Origin of the sequence: Marinobacter sp. M5B (assembly GCF_042604615.1) — a bacterium.
In the GTDB taxonomy this organism is placed as follows: domain Bacteria; phylum Pseudomonadota; class Gammaproteobacteria; order Pseudomonadales; family Oleiphilaceae; genus Marinobacter; species Marinobacter salarius.
In genome coordinates this window covers 3,962,429-3,977,357 of the sequence record NZ_CP156894.1, presented here as the reverse complement: position 1 = coordinate 3,977,357, position 14,929 = coordinate 3,962,429, and the positions used below count along the sequence as shown (strand labels likewise).

The following is a 14,929-nucleotide window of genomic DNA, read 5'->3' as shown; positions in this document are numbered from 1 at the left end:
GGAGTAAAGGCAGTTGAAAAAACAATGGATGGTTGCCGGTGCAGCCGTACTGGCGGTTGGTGTGGCTGCGCCCTGGGCCGTTGGATATGTAACCGAACAGCAGTGGCAGAGCGTCACTGCGGACGTTAATCAGGCGCAGCCCCTGTTCAAGCTGCAAACCCGCGATTATGACAGGGGCTACATGGGAGCCGAGTTCGCCGGCACCATCACGATCCAGTATCCGGACACCGGTGACGAGCACTCATTCGACTATCAGGCACGGGTAAGCCATGGGGTTACCGGCAGCCTGATTGATTTTACCCCGCCTCCTGAGCTTGGCGCTGAAGTTGAGAAGATCTTCCCCGACGAAAAGCCCCGGTTGACCCTGGAAACCCGCCTGTGGGGAACGGCGATCGCCGAGCTTTCCGTGCCGGCTGTGAGTGTGATCGACGAGGAAACCGGCGAATCCTTCGATATGTCGGAAAGCTTTAGCCGAGCAGAAATCAGTGGCAACGGTTCACAGGCTGATATCCTCATGCTTTGGCCGGGCGCCGTGATTCGGGGGCCAGACCTGCGCATCAGTATCGAGGATTTTCGCCTTGAACAGACCATGGAACACCTGACAGGCGACGTCTGGCTGGGTGACGGGGACATGTCGCTGGCGCGACTTGAAGTGGCGGCCCGGGGCGAGCCGACCCTTCGCTTTGATGACTTTTCGATGAGTGGTGAGACTACCACCGACGATGACGGCAAGAGCATTGATTCCGAGGCTGTCGTTACTTTGGAAAAGGTAACGGCGGACGACAAGAGCTTCGGCCCTCACGGTATGGAAATGGTGTTAAGTGGCCTGGACGTGCAAAGCTGGAGTGACCTGACAACGGCAATGACGGACATGCAGGCGGCTGCCCTGAACACCGCAGGCGGCGATTCGAGTGCCATGATGCAGCAGCAGATGGAATCCATGAATCGCATCAATCAGGCCATGCTGGGCCTTGCGGCCAACGGTTTCTCGTTCGGGTTTCCGGAACTGTCCTTTGCCACGCCTTATGGCCCGGTCAATGGCGAGATCATGGTGCAGCACCCGTCGCTGTCTGACGACGAGAAAGACCAGATGATGATGGTGATGCAGCAGCTGACCGGCAATCTGGATGTCAGCATGCCGCTGGCTCTGGTGGAGCAGCATCCGGAGCTGGGGATGCAGGTTGCGCCTTTGATCAAGCAGGGCATGGTGGTGCAGGAGGGTGACCGGCTGCGAATCCAGGGCACACTGGAAGATCTGGCCCTGGACATCAATGGCAACGTGATCCCGCTGCCACCGATATTCTGATCCGTTGTTCTGTGCTGCCCGGGATGGGCAGCGCTTTCCCGTCTGTCAGTCCTTGATGAATTTCTGTTTGAGCGCAGCTTCCACGGCCGGGTCGACAAATTCGGAGACGTCGCCGCCCAGTGAGGCGATTTCGCGGATCAGGGTGGAGGAGATGTACGACAGGTGGTTGGAGGGTGTCAGGAACACGCTTTCCACTTCCGGCGCCAGGCGGCGGTTCATGTCGGCTAGTTGGAATTCGTACTCGAAGTCGGAGACGGCTCGCAGTCCGCGGATAATAACGGTGGCGTTCTGTTCCCGGACGAAATCGGCGAGCAGGTTGCTGAAGCCGGTGACGCTGACGTTGGGCAGGTGGGAGGTGGCTTTTTCCACCAGTTCGCAGCGTTCTTCCAATGTCAGTAGCGGGGACTTCTTGGGGTTGTAGGCGATGGCGACGACGACTTCGTCGAAGAGTCGGCCCGCGCGCTCGATGAGGTCGGTGTGGCCGTTGGTGATCGGGTCAAACGTACCCGGGTAGATGACTTTTGGCATTCGGAGCTCCTTTTCACCGGAAGCGCACAGGATAGCAGCCTTCGTCTTGAACCAAAATGTTCCCTAATCCCTCACTTCTGCGGGCTGCTGACTTTGGATTGCTCGCTTTGGTGCATGTGCCGCATGAGGATGGCCTTCCAGGATACGCTACGAGCACATCCATGTGCGCTTGAGTAAAGCCATCCTTGGCTTTACACAATCCTGGAAGGTCATCCTCACGCGGCACCCCCGGTTTCACACCTGCCTAGTTTCTTCACCGAATCCACCTTTCCGGCGGTCTCTTTTGGGTTTACACCTTGAGTTTCTGAGCCAGCCTAGTGCTATTTCTTGCAGCCAATGCATAAACCGACAATTGCGGATTCGCGCCAATGCTTGTTGGGAAGATCGAGGCGTCGTGGACGCTGAGGTTGGCCACGTGGTGGTGTTCGCCGAAGCCGTTGACGACGGATTCTTCCGGGTTGCGGCCCATGCCGCAGCCGCCCATTTGGTGGGCGGTGAACAGGCGGACGCGGTGGGGTTCCATGGCGAGGTTGTCGATGCCGGCTTTGGCGTCGGCCCAGGAGGTGTACCAGGGGGAATCCAGGTGCATGATGCGGACTTTCTGGGCGCCGGCGGCGAACTGGATTTCGGCCATTTTGTAGAAGGCGTCTTTCAGGCCCTTCCAGAGGTAGTCGCTGACGGGGTAGTCCAGGATCGGGCTGCCGTCGTCGCGGAGGCTGACGGTGCCGCCGGTACTGTCGGGGTGGAAGCCGTCTCTCAGCAGGGCGATGACGGAGTTCAGCCGGGGCAGTTTCGACAGGTCGCGGACCTGTTGTTCGCCGTGGCCGGGAACCACGCCGGCGGACATGGCCGGGTGCAGGGGCGGTACTTCCAGTTTGAAGCCGGCGGGGCCGTCGACGCCCTGGGAGAAGTTGAATTCGTCGGAATAGATTGACTGAGGTGCACCGTAATAAGGATCGACGGTGTCAGGCATTTCCGCGATGGTGGCATTGACCGGGTGCAGGAAGGTGCGCTTGCCAATGCGGTCGTAGGGGTCGGGAATGTCTGAGCGCAGCAGCAGGCCAGGTGAGCCGATGGCGCTGGCGGCCACCACGAAATGCCGGGCTCGCAGTTCCACGGTGACGCCAGACGGGGTGACACCGTCCGCCGCCATGGCCGAGGCCTGAAGGTGGCTGATTTTGTTCTGCTCCATCACCAGTTTGTCGGCCCGCAGGCCGTGGAACAGTCGGGCATTGTTGTCCAGGGCGCCGGGAATAGTGGTGGTCAGAGCCCCCTGTTTGGCGTTCGTGGGGCAGCCCACGCCGCAGTAACCCAGGTTCCAGCAGCCTTTGACGTTGCGTGGGATCACCTCCCAGGACCAGCCCAGCGCCTCGCAACCCTGGCGCAGGATGTCGTTGTTCACATTAGGCTCGGCCAGCCAGGGCTCAATGTTATGTCGTTGCTCGCGGCCGTCGAACCAGGGCTTCATGGATGCCGGGGTCAGGTCGTCGAGCCCGAAACGGCTGGCCCAGTGATTCAGCGTCGGTGCCGGTGTACGGAAGCTGGACGTCCAGTTCACTGTGGTAGAGCCGCCCACACACCGGCCCTGAAGAATGGCGATTGCTCCGTCTTTGGTGACCCGGCTCATGCCTTCCTGGTAGAGGGAGGCATAGGCGTCCAGCTCGTTCATTTTGAAGTCTTTCTGGTGATACAGACGGCCTTCTTCCACCAGAATCACCGACAGCCCGGCTTTCGCCAGAATCTCCGCCGTGGTGCCGCCCCCGGCGCCGGTGCCGATGATCACCACATCGGCTTCGTGGGTCTGGTTCTGTGTCAGGGTGGCGCCGTCGGTGACCTTCCAGCCAGCCTCAAGCCCACGGGCGATACGATCCGTTAACGACATAATAATGCTCCGGTTGGCTCAGGCGTTGTCTTTGAACTGGGGCAGGGCGTCCACGGCCCAGGCGGGTGGTCCGGGGTAGCCGGAGAGGTGCCAGTGGTCTTCGTGGCCATAGAACGCCACGTTACTGACCTTGGTCAGGGCGATGTAGCCGTTGTTGAACAGCCCAACACCACTGGTGCGCCAGCGCTCAAGGAAGGCATCCACGGACTGCGTGCTGGCGTTCTCCCAACTCGACCAGATCCGGGCAACCGTCACCCGTGTCAGCCCGAAGTTCAGCAGGTCAAACAGACCCCGCAACTCCTTCTGGTTGGCGGGTCCGAACTGATGAATCCCGGCATCAATGCGCTCAATCGTCGCCTGAATCTGCTGGCGGCGAACCACGGGCTCCTCAGTCAGCCCGGGGCCCACCATGGCTGGTAGCAATGCCTGGAACAACACAATGTCGTCGCGGGTCAGGAACTGGAACTCGTAGCTCTGGTCCATCGCCCCCGGCATCGGATAGTCCCGCCCGGCGGGCGCGGTTGCACAGCCGGACAGGCCAGCGGTCACACTCACCGTGCCGAGGAACATGGCTCCACCAAGCCCGGTCCGGAGAAAACTCCGACGGTCCATGGCGGAATCGGAAAGGTCCGTTTGCACGGATCGAGAAAGGCTTTCAGGCATAACGACTCTCTTGTTCTTATTGTCTTTTTTTGGCCGGCGACCAGCACCCAAGTCACCGAATAAACAACTTATATACCATCTTGTGAGCCGTCGTTCCGTGCGGCGCATACACAAACTTGCCACTGTTGAACTTCTGCTTACTGAAAATGGCCCGTTGATGAGAGAACGTCAGGAAACCTTCCTTGCCGTGGTAATGCCCCATCCCCGAATCACCGATACCACCAAATGGCAGGTCATCCTGGGCAACGTGCATCAGTGCATCGTTGATGCACATGCCACCGGAATGGGTCTGGTTGACCACATGCTCCTGCATCGACTTGTCGTAACCGAAGAAATACAGCGCCAGCGGGCGAGGACGGTCATTGATGTAATGGATCGCCTCATCCAGGTTGCCATAGCTGATGATCGGCAGAATCGGCCCGAAAATCTCATCCTGCATGATCTTCATATCCGTCGTGGTCTTCAGCGCCAGCGTAATCGGCATCTTGCGGGTGCCATCCTTCAGGTTCTCATTGGCCGGATTGATCTCAATCAGCTCGGCCCCTTTTTCCCGCGCATCGTCAAGATAGCCTTGCAGGCGGTCATACTGGCGCTCATTGATAATCGCCGTGTAATCCTCGTTATCCCGCAGGCTCGGATACATCGCCGCAAACTGATGGCGATACTCATCCACAAACGCCTGCACACGGTCTGCCGGGCACAACACATAATCCGGTGCCACACAGGTCTGGCCCGCATTCAGCGCCTTGCCGAAAGCGATACGCTGGGCGGCGTCTTCCATCGGAACATCCGGCGATACGACGGCAGGCGACTTGCCGCCCAGTTCCAGAGTCACCGGCGTGAGATTTTCCGCGGCTGCCCGCATCACCAGCTTGCCCACCGACGTGGAGCCGGTGAACAGAAGGTGATCGAAGGGCCGGCTGGAAAAGTCTGCGGCGACATCCGCCTCACCGTTAATCACACAGACCAGGTCCTCCGGAAACGCAGATTCGACAATCTCCTTGAACAAAGCAGAGGTGTGCGGCGTGAACTCCGACATCTTGATCATCGTACGGTTACCCGCAGCCAGTGAGGCCACCAACGGCCCAACGGCCAGATACAGAGGGTAGTTCCAGGGCACGATGACGCCCACAACACCCTTAGGCTGGTAGTGAACGCGGTTGCTGGCGGGCTGGAACAACACGGACACATGCCGCTTGGAGGGCTTCATCCAGCCTTCCAGGTTTTTCAGGGTGTAGTTGATGCCCTGAATGGACGGCATCACTTCCGCAATCAGCGATTCGTCCTTCGAACGACAGCTGAAGTCCCGGTCGATGGCGTCCAGTAACCGATCCTGATTGGACAGCAGTACACGCTTGAGGCGCTTCAGATTCTCCTGACGCTCGGTCAGCGACGGCATCGGGTTGTTGCGAAACGCCTTCTTCTGGTCCTCAAACACACGGTGGGTGTGCTGGATGTGCTTCTTGCTTTCAGTCAGCTGGACAACGGTGGCTACCATATCGCTCTCTCCTCGCGGCCCCGGCCTGCCGGGTCGCCGCCCTTATTGTTCGTGGAGCCTGCGACAGCTCCGGAATGCGGTGGTGAAAAAGTATTCAGTTTGCGCTTGGGGCTATTATTAGAGTATATACTCTAGGTAGTCAAGCTGGCCCTAATGGCTGATCGGGCCATCCACGGATCGCAGCGCCAAAGCACAGGCACCCACACAACAACACGCATTGCTGAGCCTATGAAAACCCGAGACAAGATTCTTCTTTCGAGCCTTGATCTGTTCAACGAAAGGGGAGAGCGCAACGTAACCACCAACCATATCGCCGCCCACCTCGCGATATCGCCGGGCAACCTGTATTACCACTTCCGTAACAAGTCCGACATCATTTACGAGATCTTTCTCGAGTATGAAAAGCTGGTGGATTTTTACCTGGATATCCCGGAGAACCGGCCCATTACTCTGGATGACCTGACCTTTTATCTCGAATCGGTGTTCGATGGCCTTTGGAGCTATCGGTTTTTTCACCGCGACCTGGAATACCTGCTCGACAGTGATCAACGCCTGCGCCAGGACTACCGCGAGTTCACCAACCGCTGTCTGGCGGCGATCAGCCGGATATTCGAGAAGCTGGCGGAGGCGGGAATTATCGAGCCTCAGCCTGAAGAGCTGCGTTCCGCGATGTCCCTGAACGTATGGTTGGTCATTACCAACTGGATGGCTTTCCTGAAAACCGCCCACGCCTCTGAGGCCTCTGCGAGCCTGACTCTGACCGAGCTGAAGCAGGGCATCTATCAGGTGCTGACCCTGGAGATTCCCTATCTGACGGCGGATTACCGGGAGCAGGTGATGACGTTGCGGGAGAAGTATCGTCCGCGTTTGCCGGATGCGGCTGACGCATCGGTTTCAGGGCAGGGCGAACCCATCTGGAATCATTGAGGAACTTTTGATCAATTGGCGTGTCAATAGTTACGACATCGGGGATTCGGACATTCTCGGTGTCTCCTGAGTGAGTTCTCAGGTTTTAGCACGTCGCAAACCCTGACGTTTCACCGGCCTGTCTTCTGGCAGGTCGGCTTTTTATGCCAGCCCTCCCCTCATAACCCCAAACCGACCTTCCATTGCATCCTTGTCAGAGCGTTTTAAATCCAATAAACTCGTGAATGTTACCGGTAACATGCGCCGGCACAAAAACAATCAGGAGATACCAATATGTTCCCGACAAGACTCGCAGCTGGCCTTCTGTCAGCCACCCTGGCGTGCAATGCCCTTGCCGCCGATTTCACCTTCAAGTTCCAGTCTTCAGATCCTTCCGGCGTCAAGAACTTCGAGATCCAGCAGGCGTGGGCCGACCGGGTAGAAGCGATGACCGGTGGTCGTGTCGAGATTGACCTGCTGCCGGTGGGTAGCGTTGTCAGCCACACCGAAACCCTCGGCGCCATGAAAATGGGCGTGTTGGATGGCCATATTTCCGTGACCGGGTATTTCTCGGGAAAGGATCCTGCATTCGGCCTGATCGGCAACACCGTTGGCGCCTGGTCCAGCCCGGACCAGCTCATTGATTACATCAACCATGGTGGCGGCTATGAGTTGATGAACGAGCTCTACAAGCCCTATGGCGTGAAATTTGTCGGCGGTGGCGGTACCGGCGTGGAGTCGTTTGTGTCGAAGAAACCGCTGGATGGCGTCGAGGATCTCAAGGGGCTGAAGATGCGCGCACCGGAAGGGCTGGTGCAGTCTGTCTTTGCCGCCGCGGGCGCATCCCCCGTGAACCTGCCGGGGTCTGAAGTCTACACGGCGTTGAGCAAGGGTGTGATTGATGCCGCGGACTACACCGTGTTCTCCACCAACCATGAGGCCGGTCTGAACGAGATTGCGCCGCACCCGGTCAACCCTGGTTTCCATTCGCTGCCATTGATTGAAATCGCGATGGACCTCAAGGAGTGGAACAAGCTGCCAGAGGACATTCAGGCCATCATGACGGTATCCGCCCGAGACTTTGCCCAGGATATCAGCACCCAGTTGGCGATGGCCGATCGTGAAGCTGTCAACGAAGCCCGGGCCAACCCGGACATTACCATCCACGACTGGTCCGCCGAAGAGCGTCGGAAGTTCCGCACCATTGCCCGTGACCAGTGGCAGGTCTACGCAGAACAGTCGCCCAATGCCGAGAAGGTCTACCAGTCGGTGACTGAGTACCTGGAGTCCCAGGGCCTCCTCTAAAACAGGTTCCCTCGATATCAGCCTCCGGGCGCCCTAAGGCCCCGGAGCGAGGAGTTCATTATGTCCGTTGAAAACAACACAGATGCCCCGGCGTCCGGTTCTGATCGCGAAGATATCCAGCCTGATAAGGGCGAGGATGTCGGGTTTACCTGGCTGGACAAGGCCATTGTCTGGCTTGGCAAGAGGCTGAGCCTGGTCTTTGCCGCGATTGTCGTGGTGTCGTTTTACGAGATTGTCCGCCGTTATGTATTTGATTCCCCCACGCTCTGGGTGCACGAAACCGTGACCTTTGCAGGTGCCACACTGTTTGTCATTGGCGGGCTTTATGCCCTGGCTACCGATCGACACGTGCGTATTGTATTGATCTATGACGCCGTCTCTCACCGTGCCCAGCGTTGGTTGCGGGTTGTCCACCATCTGCTGGGACTTGCCTTCTGCGGCATGCTGCTGTTCGCCAGCTGGTCGATGGCGACCGAAGCCGTGCGGGCGCCCTGGGGTGGCTGGCGACTGGAAACCTCCGGCTCTGCCTGGAACCCGCCGTTTCCCGCGCTGCTGAAGGTGGTCATCCTGATTGCGGTGGCGGTCATGACGCTTCAGTTCCTGTTGCACCTTATTCGCGACCTTCGTGGCAAGGGAGATAAATGATGTTTGAACTGGCCTCCCTTGGTATCGGCTATGGCAGCCTGTTGATGCTTGTCATGCTGATTGTATTGCTCCTGACCGGTATGCAGTTGGCGTTTGCCACCGGTCTGGTCGCTCTTGTGTTCGCGCTCGGTTGGTTTGGCCCGGATGCCCTGCCCATTGTCAGCAGCCGTCTGTACAGCTTTATCGGCAACTATGTGTTCCTGGCGGTGCCGATGTTCGTGTTGATGGCCTCGCTGCTGGATCATTCCGGCATTGCCCGGGACCTGTTCGATGCCATGGCCCGCCTGGGTCGCAAACTCCGAGGTGGTGTGGCCATCCAGACGCTGGTGGTGGCGGTGATCCTCGCCTCCATGTCCGGTGTGATCGGTGGCGAGACGGTGTTGCTGGGCATCCTGGCGCTGCCGCAAATGCTGCGCCTAGGGTACGACCGCAAACTCGCCATCGGCACCACCTGTGCCGGTGGGGCACTCGGCACCATGCTGCCTCCCAGTATCGTACTGATTATCTACGGGCTGACCGCCAACGTGTCCATCGGCGACCTCTTCAAAGGGGCTTTCTTGCCCGCACTGATACTGGCGCTGCTCTATATGGGGTATGTGTTGATCCGGGTTTGGCTGAAGCCGGAGATGGCGCCGCTGCCCTCGGATCAGGACACACCTGAAACACCAATGCCGAATTTCTTCAAGGCACTGCTGTTTCCCCTGCTGTCCGTGGTTGTGGTGCTGGGCAGCATCTATGGCGGTGTGGCGTCGGTCACGGAAGCCTCGGCCCTGGGTGTGATGGGTATTGCCATCAGCACCTGGATTCGTGGTGAGCTGTCCCTTGCCATGGTGCGCAAGGCCACCATCAGCACGCTGCGGGTGTGCGGCATGATTATCTGGATTGGTATCGGCGCAACCGCTCTGGTGGGCGTCTACAACCTCATGGGCGGTATCGATTTCGTCCGCGACATGGTTTTCGCCGTCAGCGGTGGCCATGGCCTGACGACGATCCTGTTCATGATGCTGATCCTGCTCATCCTGGGTATGTTCCTGGACTGGGTCGGCGTTGCCTTGCTCACCATGCCGATCTTCGTGCCGATTGTGACGGAACTGGGCTATAGCCCGATCTGGTTCGGGGTGGTGTTCTGCATGAACATGCAGGTGTCCTTCCTGTCACCGCCGTTTGGCCCGGCGGCCTTCTATCTCAAGACCGTGACGCCAAAAGACATCTCCCTGGGGGAGATCTTCCGTGCCCTGCTGCCGTTTATCGCGCTTCAGGTGGTCGCCCTTGGTCTGCTGATTGTGTTCCCTCAATTGGCGCTATGGTGGCAGTGACATGAGTGAAAGGATGACACCAAAGACACCAAAAATCGTGGTGATGGGCGTGTCCGGGTGTGGCAAAAGCCTCACCGGGGCCAGGCTTGCACAGGAACTCGGCGTTCCGTTTTTCGACGCGGACGATTACCACAGCCGTGCCAACGTGGAGAAAATGGCAGCCGGTATTCCGCTGACCGATGAGGATCGTCTCGGTTGGCTGGATGACCTCGCCAAGTTGATCCGGCGGGAAGAGGGTGGCCTGGTGCTGGCCTGTTCCGCCTTGAAGCGCGTCTACCGCAAGCGTTTGCAGGGGGGCAGCCCGGAAACCCGGTTCGTTTATCTCAAGGGGGATTTTGAAACCATCTGGGCGCGCCACTCCAGCCGAACCGATCATTACTTCAATGGTCACGCGATGCTGGAGAGCCAGTTCCATTTGCTGGAGGAGCCGGGGCCAGGTGAAAACGCGGTGGCCGTCGATGTCTCCGGTACGCCGGAGCAAGTGATCCGTCACTGCCTTGTCGGGCTCGGGTATGATAGGCCTCTTTGAATGTTCTGGCTGGAGCCGTAAATGGTAAAGAACAAACGTCCCACATTGCAGGACATTGCGGACCGGGTTGGTGCTACCAAGATGACGGTCAGCCGTTGCCTTCGTGGCGCAGACAATGTCTCCAAGCCCATGCGGGAGCGGATCTTTGCCGAAGCCGAAGCACTGGGGTATATCCCCAATCGCGCGCCGGACCTGTTGTCCAAGTCCACCAGCCACGCCATTGGTGTGTTGCTTCCGTCCCTGACCAACCAGGTCTTTGCGGATGTGATCAAGGGTGTGGAAGCGGTTACCGAGCCCGCCGGTTACCACCTGATGCTGTCTCACTACGGCTATAGCCCCGAGATTGAGGAGCGCAGCCTGTCATCGCTGCTGTCCTACAACGTGGATGGCGTGATTCTTTCCGAGAGCCAGCACACGGGCCGCACGCTGAGGATGCTTCAGACCGCTGGGGTGCCCACCGTGGAAATCATGGACACGCATTCGGCCCCGTTCGAGCAGGCTGTCGGGTTTGATAACGTCAGCGCGGCTTATGACATGGTGCGGGAGATGATCCGGCTTGGACGCAGGCGCGTGGTCTATCTCGCCGTGCGGCTGGATGCCCGTACCCTGCAACGTCAGGAAGGGTACAGCCGGGCAATGGAAGAGCAGGGGCTGACGCCAGTCACCCTGCGCAGCGAGCAACGCTCGTCTTTTAGTGTGGGTGCCACCCTGATGGCGCGGATACTGGAGGAGAATCCGGACGTTGATGGCATCTTCTGCACCAACGATGACGTTGCGATTGGTGCGTTTTTCGAGTGTCAGCGCCGGGGTATTCCGGTGCCAGAGCGGATTGCGATCGCCGGTTTCCATGGTCACGACGTTGGCCGTGTGATGGTACCTCCCCTGGCGAGTGTGATCACACCACGAGAGGCCGTGGGCCAGAGGGCGGCCCAGGAGCTGCTGGCCCGCCTGGGCGGTGCCGGCATCACCGAGCCGCGTATCGATCTGGGCTACCGGATAGAGCGTGGAGGCACGCTCTAGTTAGTCCTCGGTTTCCAGCCAGGCGGTCAGTGCCTCCCGGCACTCTTCGACTCCCCGTTTTGACGTTGCCGAGAACATAATCAGGTGCTCCACGCACTGGAACTCTTCCAACTTTTTGGCAATGCCCATCATGGCCGTTTTGGCCTGGCCAAATTTCAGCTTGTCGGCCTTGGTGGCAAGAATCATCAGTGGAAGGTTGTTATGTTCGCACCATTCCACCATCATTTGGTCGAAGTCCGTTAATGGGTGGCGTATATCCATGACCAGTACCAGCCCCCGCAGGCAGCGGCGATCATTCAGGTAGTGGCCCAGATGTTTCTGCCAGTCGTCTTTCATATCCCGGGACACTTTGGCGTAACCGTACCCGGGCAGATCGACCATCCGGCAGTTTTCCCGGTTGAGTGAGAAGAAATTGATCAGCCGGGTGCGCCCGGGGGTCTTACTGGTACGGGCCAGCTTGCCGTTGGTGGTGATGCAATTGATGGCGCTGGATTTGCCCGCGTTCGAGCGGCCGGCGAAGGCCACCTCGGAACCGTGGTCCGGAGGGCATTCCTCCAAGCGTGAGGCACTGATCAGGAACCGGGCGCTGTTGAACGAGAGGCTTTTTTGAGTCAGGTCTGATGACACGGGTGTTGGTATTCCTATTGGATTTCAGTTATCAGGGATTAATGTATAATGCTACACCAAATCCGGGCAGTACGCTGAGCGTTGCTGCTGAACAGCCCCGGTTTGTGCCTTCTTGGCCAGTGCCTGCCGGCTGCATAACGAAGAATACTTTTGGATGAGAGAAGCGGAGCGAGCATGAAAAAACTGATCGCAGGAGTTGTTCTCGGTGTTGGCCTCACAGCGATGGCTCACGGGGCGGGAGATCCTGAAGCAGGCGAAGCAAATGCAGCGGTGTGTGCCGGATGTCATGGCCAGGGTGGTGCCAAGCCGGTCATGGCGGTTTACCCGAAATTGGCGGGCATTGGCGAAGAGTATCTGTACCAGCAATTGGTTGCGATCAAGGAAGGCAAGCGTGAAATTGCCGAAATGACGGGCCTTTTGAGCGACATGTCTGACCAGGATCTGCAGGATCTTGCGGCCTATTTCGACAGTCAGGACATTACCGTGGCCCAGGCCAACCCCGATCTGGTTGAAGAGGGGCAGATGCTTTACCGCGGTGGCAACATGGCTTCTGGCGTGCCGGCGTGTGCCGGATGCCACAATCCTCGAGGCATGGGGAATGGGCCTGCCGGTTACCCCAGGCTCAGTGGTCAGAGCGCCGAGTACGTCGAAAAGCAGCTCAAGGCATATCGAGACGGTGAGCGTGATGCTGGCCAGAACGCATCCATCATGATGGATGTCGCCGCCAAGTTGACCGACTCTGAGATCAAGGCCGTTTCGAGCTACGTGTCCGGTCTTCAGTAACCTCTGACACGCGCTACGACTGAAAAAAAACCCCGCTGATGCGGGGTTTTTTATGAGTTGCTGCTGTTTAATCCATGCCCGGTGGAACTTTTCGTGCCTGCTGGGTCATAATCCTTTCACATCATCCAATCAGATAACCGGAGACCATGAATGATCCGATTAATCCGGAACGCCGCACTATCCATCCTGGCCATGTCGTTTATTGCGCAGGCCAGCGCCGCCAACTGGGAAGAAGGGACGCACTATCAGGTGCTGGACACCCCGGTGAGAACCGCCAGTGAGAGTGGTATCGAGGTGGCTGAGGTCTTCTGGTATGGCTGCCCCCACTGCTACACCTTCAAGCCGCTGGTCGAAAGCTGGGCGGAGGATCTGCCTGAAGACGTCAACTACGTGAAAATTCCTGCGGCCCTCGGCCGCTCCTGGGAACCCCATGCCAAGGCCTTTTACGCGCTGGAAGCCATGGGAGAACTGGACAAGGTTCATGACGCCCTGTTCGATGCGCTTGCGGGAGAACGCCGCCCGCTGAATTCGGGTGAAGCTCTTGCTGATTTCGTGGCCGGGCACGGTGTCGACGGCGAAGAATTCCTCAAGAATTACAACAGCTTTGGTGTTAATGCCAAAATGCAGCAGGCTCAGGCCAAGATTCGGGGTGCGCGTGTTACCGGCACACCGACTATGCTTGTGAATGGCAAGTACAGGGTTACGGCTTCCATGGCGGGTAGCCATGAAGCGGCATTGGAGGTTGTCGATTACCTGATTGAGCAGGAGCGTGCTGGTCAGGCCGAGTAAACGCATGGGCCCGGTCCGCTGGCCGTGACCGGGCCTTGTCAGGAGTCTGAGCTGCCATCATGTACAACCGTATTCGCAAGCAGCTGAATGGTATCCTCAGGTCGACGAACGGCCCGCGCGGGGCTTGTTCTGGCGATGAGCACGTTCCCGAGTTTGAGGCGCATCGTCACATCCGGCTGCTGACCTTCAATATCCAGGTCGGCATCAACACCTCCTCCTACCGCCACTACTTCACCCGGAGTTGGCAGCACTTTCTGCCTCACCGCAACCGCATCCAGAACCTGGACCGTATCGCCACCCTGCTGAGTAACTACGATGTGGTCGCCCTGCAGGAGTGTGATGGTGGCAGTCTGCGCAGTGGTTACATCAATCAGGTTCAGTATCTGGCCGAGGCTTCAGGCATTCCTTACTGGTACCAGCAGCTCAATCGGAACCTTGGGCAGCTGGCTCAGCACAGCAATGGCCTGCTGAGTCGTTATCGTCCGCTGGATGTGAAGGAGCACCGGTTGCCCGGACTGATTCCGGGGCGGGGTGCCATTATCGCCCGTTACGGGGCAGAGGAAGACCCCCTGGTGTTGGTGATGATGCACCTCTCGCTCAGCAAGGCGGCTCAGCAGCGGCAACTGGCGTATATTCAGGAATTGATTTCCGAGTATCAGCATGTGGTTCTCATGGGGGACCTGAATAACCACGCAGAGCAGTTGTTGAGCAATACGCCGCTGAAGCATTCGAACCTGGTCCCGCTGCCCGAGACGGCCCACAGTTTTCCGAGTTGGCGACCGGAGAGGGCGCTGGATCACATACTGGTCAGCCCAAGCCTGGAGATACGACGGTCAGAGGTGGTCAGCTATCCGGTGTCGGATCATTTGCCGATCGCCATGGACATCAAGTTGCCCAAAGGGTATCTGGAAACATTTTAAGGCCAGGCACAAAAAAACCCGGCCATGGCCGGGTTTCTTGGGTAACGAAAATCTTACTTGATCTTCGCTTCCTTGTACGCAACATGCTTGCGGACAACCGGATCGTACTTTTTGATCTCGATTTTTTCCGGGGTGTTACGCTTGTTCTTCTTGGTCGTGTAGAAGTGACCAGTACCTGCTGATGAAACCAGCTTGATTTTCTCGCGCATGAT

16 protein-coding genes are annotated in these 14,929 nt (G+C 58.3%); 10 read left to right on the top strand and 6 right to left on the bottom strand.

Annotation, left to right across the window (positions count from 1 at the left end; all coding sequences use genetic code 11):
• Positions 1-13 precede the first annotated feature (13 nt).
• On the top strand, positions 14-1,306 hold the full coding sequence (locus AAGD24_RS18070; protein ID WP_379865814.1) for a DUF945 family protein: 1,293 nt from the start codon (positions 14-16) through the stop codon (positions 1,304-1,306).
• Positions 1,307-1,351: 45 nt separating this feature from the next.
• Here AAGD24_RS18070 and coaD read toward each other — a convergent pair whose 3' ends face one another.
• The 4 genes from coaD to AAGD24_RS18050 form a co-directional block, all read right to left on the bottom strand.
• Positions 1,352-1,834, bottom strand: a complete 483-nt coding sequence (gene coaD, locus AAGD24_RS18065; RefSeq protein ID WP_041332506.1) for a pantetheine-phosphate adenylyltransferase — start codon at positions 1,832-1,834, stop codon at positions 1,352-1,354.
• A gap of 289 nt (positions 1,835-2,123) precedes the next feature.
• On the bottom strand, positions 2,124-3,716 hold the full coding sequence (locus AAGD24_RS18060; protein ID WP_379865812.1) for a GMC family oxidoreductase N-terminal domain-containing protein: 1,593 nt from the start codon (positions 3,714-3,716) through the stop codon (positions 2,124-2,126).
• An 18-nt stretch (positions 3,717-3,734) separates the two neighbouring features.
• Entirely contained in the window at positions 3,735-4,379 is a 645-nt protein-coding gene (locus AAGD24_RS18055; protein ID WP_051947069.1) for a hypothetical protein, read from the bottom strand.
• 52 nt (positions 4,380-4,431) lie between these two features.
• A complete protein-coding gene (locus AAGD24_RS18050; RefSeq protein ID WP_379865810.1) occupies positions 4,432-5,877 on the bottom strand; it encodes a coniferyl aldehyde dehydrogenase in 1,446 nt (481 codons plus the stop codon).
• Between the two features lie 228 nt (positions 5,878-6,105).
• On the opposite strand from AAGD24_RS18050, the gene AAGD24_RS18045 reads away from it, so the two are divergent.
• From AAGD24_RS18045 to AAGD24_RS18020, 6 genes are all read left to right on the top strand, one after another.
• On the top strand, positions 6,106-6,804 hold the full coding sequence (locus AAGD24_RS18045) for a TetR/AcrR family transcriptional regulator (RefSeq protein WP_075194209.1): 699 nt from the start codon (positions 6,106-6,108) through the stop codon (positions 6,802-6,804).
• Positions 6,805-7,077: 273 nt separating this feature from the next.
• Entirely contained in the window at positions 7,078-8,088 is a 1,011-nt protein-coding gene (locus tag AAGD24_RS18040; RefSeq protein WP_075194210.1) for a TRAP transporter substrate-binding protein, read from the top strand.
• 60 nt (positions 8,089-8,148) lie between these two features.
• Positions 8,149-8,733, top strand: coding sequence for a TRAP transporter small permease subunit (locus AAGD24_RS18035; protein ID WP_075194211.1), 585 nt, complete (start codon positions 8,149-8,151; stop codon positions 8,731-8,733).
• Positions 8,730-10,049, top strand: coding sequence for a TRAP transporter large permease subunit (locus AAGD24_RS18030; protein WP_227544075.1), 1,320 nt, complete (start codon positions 8,730-8,732; stop codon positions 10,047-10,049). The genes AAGD24_RS18035 and AAGD24_RS18030 overlap by 4 nt, the downstream gene beginning before the upstream one ends.
• 1 nt (position 10,050) lies before the next feature.
• A complete protein-coding gene (locus tag AAGD24_RS18025) occupies positions 10,051-10,578 on the top strand; it encodes a gluconokinase (protein ID WP_226909980.1) in 528 nt (175 codons plus the stop codon).
• Between the two features lie 21 nt (positions 10,579-10,599).
• Positions 10,600-11,598: a substrate-binding domain-containing protein gene (locus tag AAGD24_RS18020; protein WP_036210850.1), complete on the top strand. Its 999-nt coding sequence runs from the start codon at positions 10,600-10,602 to the stop codon at positions 11,596-11,598.
• On the opposite strand, the gene yihA is transcribed toward AAGD24_RS18020, so the two are convergent.
• On the bottom strand, positions 11,599-12,225 hold the full coding sequence (gene yihA / locus AAGD24_RS18015; protein WP_036210853.1) for a ribosome biogenesis GTP-binding protein YihA/YsxC: 627 nt from the start codon (positions 12,223-12,225) through the stop codon (positions 11,599-11,601).
• A gap of 174 nt (positions 12,226-12,399) precedes the next feature.
• Here yihA and AAGD24_RS18010 point away from each other — a divergent pair, with 174 nt between their 5' ends.
• From AAGD24_RS18010 to AAGD24_RS18000, 3 genes are all read left to right on the top strand, one after another.
• Positions 12,400-13,008, top strand: coding sequence for a cytochrome c (locus AAGD24_RS18010; protein ID WP_036210856.1), 609 nt, complete (start codon positions 12,400-12,402; stop codon positions 13,006-13,008).
• Between the two features lie 150 nt (positions 13,009-13,158).
• Positions 13,159-13,797, top strand: a complete 639-nt coding sequence (locus tag AAGD24_RS18005) for a thiol:disulfide interchange protein DsbA/DsbL (RefSeq protein ID WP_036210859.1) — start codon at positions 13,159-13,161, stop codon at positions 13,795-13,797.
• A gap of 59 nt (positions 13,798-13,856) precedes the next feature.
• Positions 13,857-14,717 carry an endonuclease/exonuclease/phosphatase family protein gene (locus AAGD24_RS18000; protein WP_036210862.1) on the top strand — a complete coding sequence of 287 codons (861 nt, stop codon included), beginning with the start codon at positions 13,857-13,859 and terminating at the stop codon, positions 14,715-14,717.
• Between the two features lie 53 nt (positions 14,718-14,770).
• Here AAGD24_RS18000 and rpmG read toward each other — a convergent pair whose 3' ends face one another.
• Positions 14,771-14,926, bottom strand: a complete 156-nt coding sequence (gene rpmG, locus AAGD24_RS17995; protein ID WP_008173465.1) for a 50S ribosomal protein L33 — start codon at positions 14,924-14,926, stop codon at positions 14,771-14,773.
• Between the last annotated feature and the right edge of the window lie 3 nt (positions 14,927-14,929).

Coding starts and splice junctions, on each gene's coding strand:
- AAGD24_RS18035 (WP_075194211.1), top strand. CDS start 8,149: ATGTCCGTTGAAAACAACACAGATGCCCCGGCGTCCGGTTCTGATCGC.
- AAGD24_RS18060 (WP_379865812.1), bottom strand. CDS start 3,716: ATGTCGTTAACGGATCGTATCGCCCGTGGGCTTGAGGCTGGCTGGAAG.
- AAGD24_RS18045 (WP_075194209.1), top strand. CDS start 6,106: ATGAAAACCCGAGACAAGATTCTTCTTTCGAGCCTTGATCTGTTCAAC.
- AAGD24_RS18010 (WP_036210856.1), top strand. CDS start 12,400: ATGAAAAAACTGATCGCAGGAGTTGTTCTCGGTGTTGGCCTCACAGCG.
- AAGD24_RS18055 (WP_051947069.1), bottom strand. CDS start 4,379: ATGCCTGAAAGCCTTTCTCGATCCGTGCAAACGGACCTTTCCGATTCC.
- rpmG (WP_008173465.1), bottom strand. CDS start 14,926: ATGCGCGAGAAAATCAAGCTGGTTTCATCAGCAGGTACTGGTCACTTC.
- AAGD24_RS18040 (WP_075194210.1), top strand. CDS start 7,078: ATGTTCCCGACAAGACTCGCAGCTGGCCTTCTGTCAGCCACCCTGGCG.
- AAGD24_RS18030 (WP_227544075.1), top strand. CDS start 8,730: ATGATGTTTGAACTGGCCTCCCTTGGTATCGGCTATGGCAGCCTGTTG.
- AAGD24_RS18020 (WP_036210850.1), top strand. CDS start 10,600: ATGGTAAAGAACAAACGTCCCACATTGCAGGACATTGCGGACCGGGTT.
- AAGD24_RS18050 (WP_379865810.1), bottom strand. CDS start 5,877: ATGGTAGCCACCGTTGTCCAGCTGACTGAAAGCAAGAAGCACATCCAG.
- AAGD24_RS18025 (WP_226909980.1), top strand. CDS start 10,051: ATGAGTGAAAGGATGACACCAAAGACACCAAAAATCGTGGTGATGGGC.
- AAGD24_RS18000 (WP_036210862.1), top strand. CDS start 13,857: ATGTACAACCGTATTCGCAAGCAGCTGAATGGTATCCTCAGGTCGACG.
- AAGD24_RS18005 (WP_036210859.1), top strand. CDS start 13,159: ATGATCCGATTAATCCGGAACGCCGCACTATCCATCCTGGCCATGTCG.
- coaD (WP_041332506.1), bottom strand. CDS start 1,834: ATGCCAAAAGTCATCTACCCGGGTACGTTTGACCCGATCACCAACGGC.